This is a genomic window from Streptomyces sp. NPDC002265 (assembly GCF_040296125.1).
GTDB lineage: Bacteria > Actinomycetota > Actinomycetes > Streptomycetales > Streptomycetaceae > Streptomyces.
On record NZ_JBEOWS010000537.1, the window covers coordinates 1 to 4,411 of the forward strand.

The window sequence follows — 4,411 nt, forward strand, 5'->3', positions numbered from 1 at the left end:
AGCCGAGCGCCGAGCGCTGGTACTCCGTGCCGGCCCGCCAGGTCCAGCACTCCCACGTCGTCATGCTGCTGCGGCTGGCCGTGCCGGACGCGGACCCGCGAGCGGGGGTATCCAGATCGGTCACGAGCTGCAGCAGCCGCCCGCCGGGGCCTGCTCGGTGGCCGCCCCGACCGGGGCGGGGGCACCGAGTTGGATGAGCTGCGGCGCGGGCGCGCAGCAGCTGCCGCCGTCGGCCTGGGCGGAGTCGGGGGTGTCGAACAGGCCGGCGCCGCCGCAGACTCCGGTCTCGGGCAGGGTGAGTTCGACGCGGTCGGCTGCGTCGAGGTCACCGGCGATCGCGGCGGCGACGGAGCGGACCTGTTCGTAGCCGGTCATGGCGAGGAAGGTGGGGGCGCGGCCGTAGGACTTCATTCCGACCAGGTACACGCCCTGCTCGGGGTGGGAAAGTTCGCGGTGGCCGTGCGGGTAGACGGTGCCGCAGGAGTGCTGGTTGGGGTCGATCAGCGGAGCCAGGGCGAGGGGCGCCTGGAGGCGCTCGTCGAGACCCAGGCGCAACTCGTCGAGGAAGGTCAGGTCGGGGCGGAAGCCGGTCAGCACGATCACTTCGTCGACCGGGTCCAGGCGGCGCCCGTCCTCGCCGACGAGGACCAGGCGGCCGTCGCTGTCGCGCTCGATCGTCTCGGTACGGAAGCCGGTGACCGCGTCCGCGTGACCCTCGTCGACGGCGGCCTTGGCCGCCAGGCCCAGGGCGCCGCGGGCGGGAAGCTGGTCGGCGGTGCCGCCGCCGAAGGTGGAGCCGGAGATTGCGCGGCGCAGGATCCACACGCCCTTCGTTCCCGCGCCGTCGCCGGACTTCGCGAGGTCGGCGAGGTAGGCGAGAGCGGTGAAGGCGGAAGCGCCGGAGCCGATCACGGCGGTGCGCTTGCCCGCGTACCGGGCGCGGACAGCGGGGCTCTTCAGATCCGGGACGCGGTAGATGATCCGGTCCGCGGCGGCCTTCTCACCGAGCGCGGGCAGGCCGCTGCCGCCGGCTGGGCTGGGCGTGGTCCAGGTACCGGAGGCGTCGATGACGCTGCGGGCGAAGAGGCGCTCCTCGCGGCCGTCGGCGCGGACAGCGTGGACGACGAAGGGCTGGCTCTCGCGGTCGGCGTCCACGATCCGGTCCCGGCCGGTCCGGGAGACACCGGTGACGGTGACGCCGGTGCGGACGCGCTCGCCAAGGACGTCGGCGAGCGGCTGCAGGTAGAGGTCGGCCCAGTCGCCGCCGGAGGGGTAGGTCGCCGGGTCGGGGCGCATCCAGCCGGTGGGGGCCAGGAGCTTTTCGGCGGCAGGGTCGACGACCTCGCCCCAGGTGGAGAACAGGCGCACGTGCGACCACTGCCGTACCGCTGCGCCGGCGGTGGGGCCGGCTTCCAGGACCAGCGGGTCGATACCGCGGTCGAGAAGGTGGGCGGCTGCGGCCAGTCCGGCGGGGCCGGCTCCGATCACGACGACGGGCAGGTCGGCGGTGGCGGGCGCGTTCACGGCAACTCCTTGCTTGTTTCGACGTTTGTCGATGTCTTGCACGGCAAGCATGACAGCCACTTCGATGAACGTCAACATAGACATGTATCGAATCAGCCAGATGAGTGGCAGCAGCGGACATAAAGGAGATCGCCGACAGGCGGTTCCGGCAGAGGCCCGCTCTCACCGGACGGGGGCCTGCTCGCCCCTCGGGCTCTTGGTTCGACATGTGTCAACATAGATGCATGTCGAACACGAAGGTGCTGCCGCTGATCGAGCCGGAGCCTGCCGCCGCGGTGGCGCCGTGCTGCCCGCCGCTCACGGAGCGCCCGTTCAACGCGGACGAGGCCGAAACGGCCGCGCGGATGTTCAAGGCACTGGGCGACCCGGTACGGCTGCGCCTGTTCTCCGCCGTGGCCTCCCACGAGGGCGGCGAAGCCTGCGTGTGCGACATCTCCGACGTCGGCGTCTCCCAGCCGACCGTCTCCCACCACCTGAAGAAGCTCAAGGACGCCGGACTGCTCACCTCCGAGCGGCGCGGCACCTGGGTCTACTACCGCGTCGAGCCGACCGTCCTGGCGGCCATGGGCAAGCTGCTCACCATGACGCCGGCCGCGGACTGACCGCACCACCAGAAAGGGCAGCCGTGGGGAACAGGTCCTCGAGCGCAGTGGTCGTAGCACTGGCGCCGGAGCATGCCGAGCAGGTCCTGGCCATCTACCAGGCCGGGATCGACGAGGGAAACGCCACCTTCGAGACACTCGCCCCCACCTGGGAGGCGTTCGACGCGGCGAAGCTGCCCGGACACCGCTTCGCCGCTCTCGACTCCGACAGCAGGGTCCTCGGCTGGGTCGCCGCAAGCAGCGTCTCCGACCGCTGCGCGTACGCGGGTGTAGTCGAGCACTCCGTCTACGTCCACCCCGACGCCCGCGGACGCGGAGTCGCCGCCGCGCTGCTGAAGGCACTCATCGACTCCACCGAGGCAGCCGGGATCTGGACCATCCAGTCCGGCATCTTCCCCGAGAACACCGCCAGCCTCGCCGTACACGAGCGGGCTGGCTTCCGCGTGATCGGCACCCGCGAACGCATCGGCCGCCACCACGGCCGCTGGCGCGACACGGTCCTCGTCGAACGCCGCAGCACTCGCGTCGGCTGACTCCACATGCAGCGGGCCCACGCCGGCGGGGGCGGCAGGTGCTGCTGGACGCTACGAAGCGGCTGGATGCCACGGCGCGTCGGCGCGGGTGGTCAGCGCGTCGGCAGCCAACTGGATCACGTACACCGGTCGTTCGGCACCGGGGAGAGGGCCGAGGTAGGTGTGGCCGGTCATGTGACACCAGGCGGGTAGGTCGAGCCGGGCGGCCGGGTCGGTGGCGGCAACGTGGACGACGGTTCCCGGGACTGCGCCGTCGATCTGCTTGCGCAGCCGCAGCAGGAGGGCGACGCAGAGCAGGCCGGTGCCGTCGACGGTGATGCCCGACCCGGGTACCGGCGTAATGGTCATCGGGGCAGGGTCTGGGTGACGCGCCACAGGCGGCGGGGCAGGTCGCCCTCCTCGAAGGGGTGGACCTCGTTCAGGCTCCAGCCGTCGGCGAGGGCACGGACAAGACCGCGGTCGAAGAAGTGGACCGCGAAGCCGCCGTGCTCGAAGATGTCGTCGCCGTGGGCGGTGCCGGTACCGTAGTGGGCGTCGCCGGTGTGCCTCACGGTGTAGACGAAGGTGCCGCCGGGCCGCAGGACGCGGCGGACCTCGCCGACCAGGGCATGGATCTCCTTCGTGGACAGGGCCATGCACAGCAGCATGTGCGCGAAGACCGCGTCCACCGAGGCGTCCGGCAGCGGCAGCGGATCACGCACGTCGTGCACCACGGTGGCCACCCGGCCGTCGACGCCCTGCACGCGGGCGGCCTGCTGGAGCTGCTCCAGAGCGGTGGCGGAGAAGTCGGCGGCCCGGACCATGAAGCTCTCGCGGGCGAAGTACAGGACGTCACGGCCGTGCCCGGCACCGAGCTCCAGCACGTCCAAGGCCCCGGCCGCACGGAACATGGAGGCCGCGTGGACGGCGGGGGCAGAGGGCTGCTCGCCGTACATGCCGGGGTGAGCGGTATAGGTGTCCTGCCAGTGCCTCTGCTGGATCTCGGCCAGCTCCTGCTCGTCCGCCACCGTCTTCGACCTTCTTTCCCTGTCCGAAGGCAGCCTAGATGCGCCGTCGTCCCAGCCGGCCACAGGCCGTCCGTCTCCTGCGAGTCAGTGCAGCAGTGCGGCGATCGCGCGGGCGACTTCGCGGGCGGGGCGGCCGACGCCGATGAGGGTGGCGGAGGCGGGGCCGGTCCAGTCGCCGTAGCCCAGCAGGTGCAGGCGTGGCTCGTCCACCGCGCGCGTGCCGTCGGTTGCGATGTGGCCGCGCCGACTGCGGAGTCGGAGCGGGGCGAGGTGGGCGAGGGCGGGGCGGAAGCCGGTGCACCAGATGATGACGTCCGCCTCGGCGCGGGTGCCGTCCGCCCACCCGATACCGCCCGCGGTGAGGCGGGTGAACATCGGGCTCGCCTTCAGCAGGCCGCAGTCGCGGGCTTCGCGGACAGACTCGACGGCGACGATGTCGCCCAGTGAGGCCACGCCGCCGGTGTCGGCGCGGCCCTCGTCCAAAGCACGGCGGCGGGCGGTGGCGTGGTCGAAGAGGGCGCGGCCGTCGATGTCGTCGGCCAGGTAGCGGGGTTCGCGCAGGGTGGCCCAGGTCAGCTCGGTGACATGGGCGAGGTCGGCGGCGATCTGTGCCCCGGAGTTCCCGCCACCGACGACGATCACCTTCTGGCCTGCGAAGTCCTTGGGGCTGCGGTACTGGGCTGTGTGGAGCTGGCGACCGCGGAAGTCTGCGCGGCCGGGGACAGCCGGGAGGAAGGGACGCTGC

General features: G+C 72.0%; 5 protein-coding genes and 1 pseudogene. 2 read left to right on the forward strand and 4 right to left on the reverse strand.

All coding sequences use genetic code 11. The features are described 5' to 3' along the window. Positions 1-120: 120 nt before the first annotated feature. A complete protein-coding gene (locus ABT085_RS44280; protein ID WP_351622284.1) occupies positions 121-1,524 on the reverse strand; it encodes an NAD(P)-binding domain-containing protein in 1,404 nt (467 codons plus the stop codon). A 224-nt stretch (positions 1,525-1,748) separates the two neighbouring features. Between ABT085_RS44280 and ABT085_RS44285 the strand changes: the two genes are divergently transcribed. Together ABT085_RS44285 and ABT085_RS44290 are read left to right on the forward strand one after the other, a co-directional pair. Next, the gene (locus ABT085_RS44285) at positions 1,749-2,126 is read left to right on the forward strand and encodes an ArsR/SmtB family transcription factor (protein WP_351622287.1); all 378 of its coding nucleotides are present in this window, start codon (positions 1,749-1,751) and stop codon (positions 2,124-2,126) included. A gap of 47 nt (positions 2,127-2,173) precedes the next feature. Further along, positions 2,174-2,659, forward strand: coding sequence for a GNAT family N-acetyltransferase (locus ABT085_RS44290; RefSeq protein ID WP_351622290.1), 486 nt, complete (start codon positions 2,174-2,176; stop codon positions 2,657-2,659). Positions 2,660-2,710: 51 nt separating this feature from the next. Here the strand turns inward: ABT085_RS44290 and ABT085_RS44295 are convergent, their stop codons facing one another. The 3 genes and pseudogenes from ABT085_RS44295 to ABT085_RS44305 all read right to left on the reverse strand — a co-directional run. Then, complete coding sequence (locus ABT085_RS44295) at positions 2,711-3,007, reverse strand: sulfurtransferase TusA family protein (protein ID WP_351622298.1); 297 nt, start codon at positions 3,005-3,007, stop codon at positions 2,711-2,713. Next, positions 3,004-3,666 (reverse strand): class I SAM-dependent methyltransferase, encoded by a 663-nt coding sequence (locus tag ABT085_RS44300; protein ID WP_351622300.1) that lies wholly within the window; start codon positions 3,664-3,666, stop codon positions 3,004-3,006. The genes ABT085_RS44295 and ABT085_RS44300 overlap by 4 nt, the downstream gene beginning before the upstream one ends. 84 nt (positions 3,667-3,750) lie before the next feature. Then, positions 3,751-4,411 (reverse strand): annotated as a pseudogene (locus ABT085_RS44305) (pyridine nucleotide-disulfide oxidoreductase); the annotation flags it as partial.

Bases quoted from the DNA above. Each gene is read 5' to 3' on its own strand.
- ABT085_RS44295 (WP_351622298.1), bottom strand. From the start codon at position 3,007: ATGACCATTACGCCGGTACCCGGGTCGGGCATCACCGTCGACGGCACC.
- ABT085_RS44285 (WP_351622287.1), top strand. From the start codon at position 1,749: ATGTCGAACACGAAGGTGCTGCCGCTGATCGAGCCGGAGCCTGCCGCC.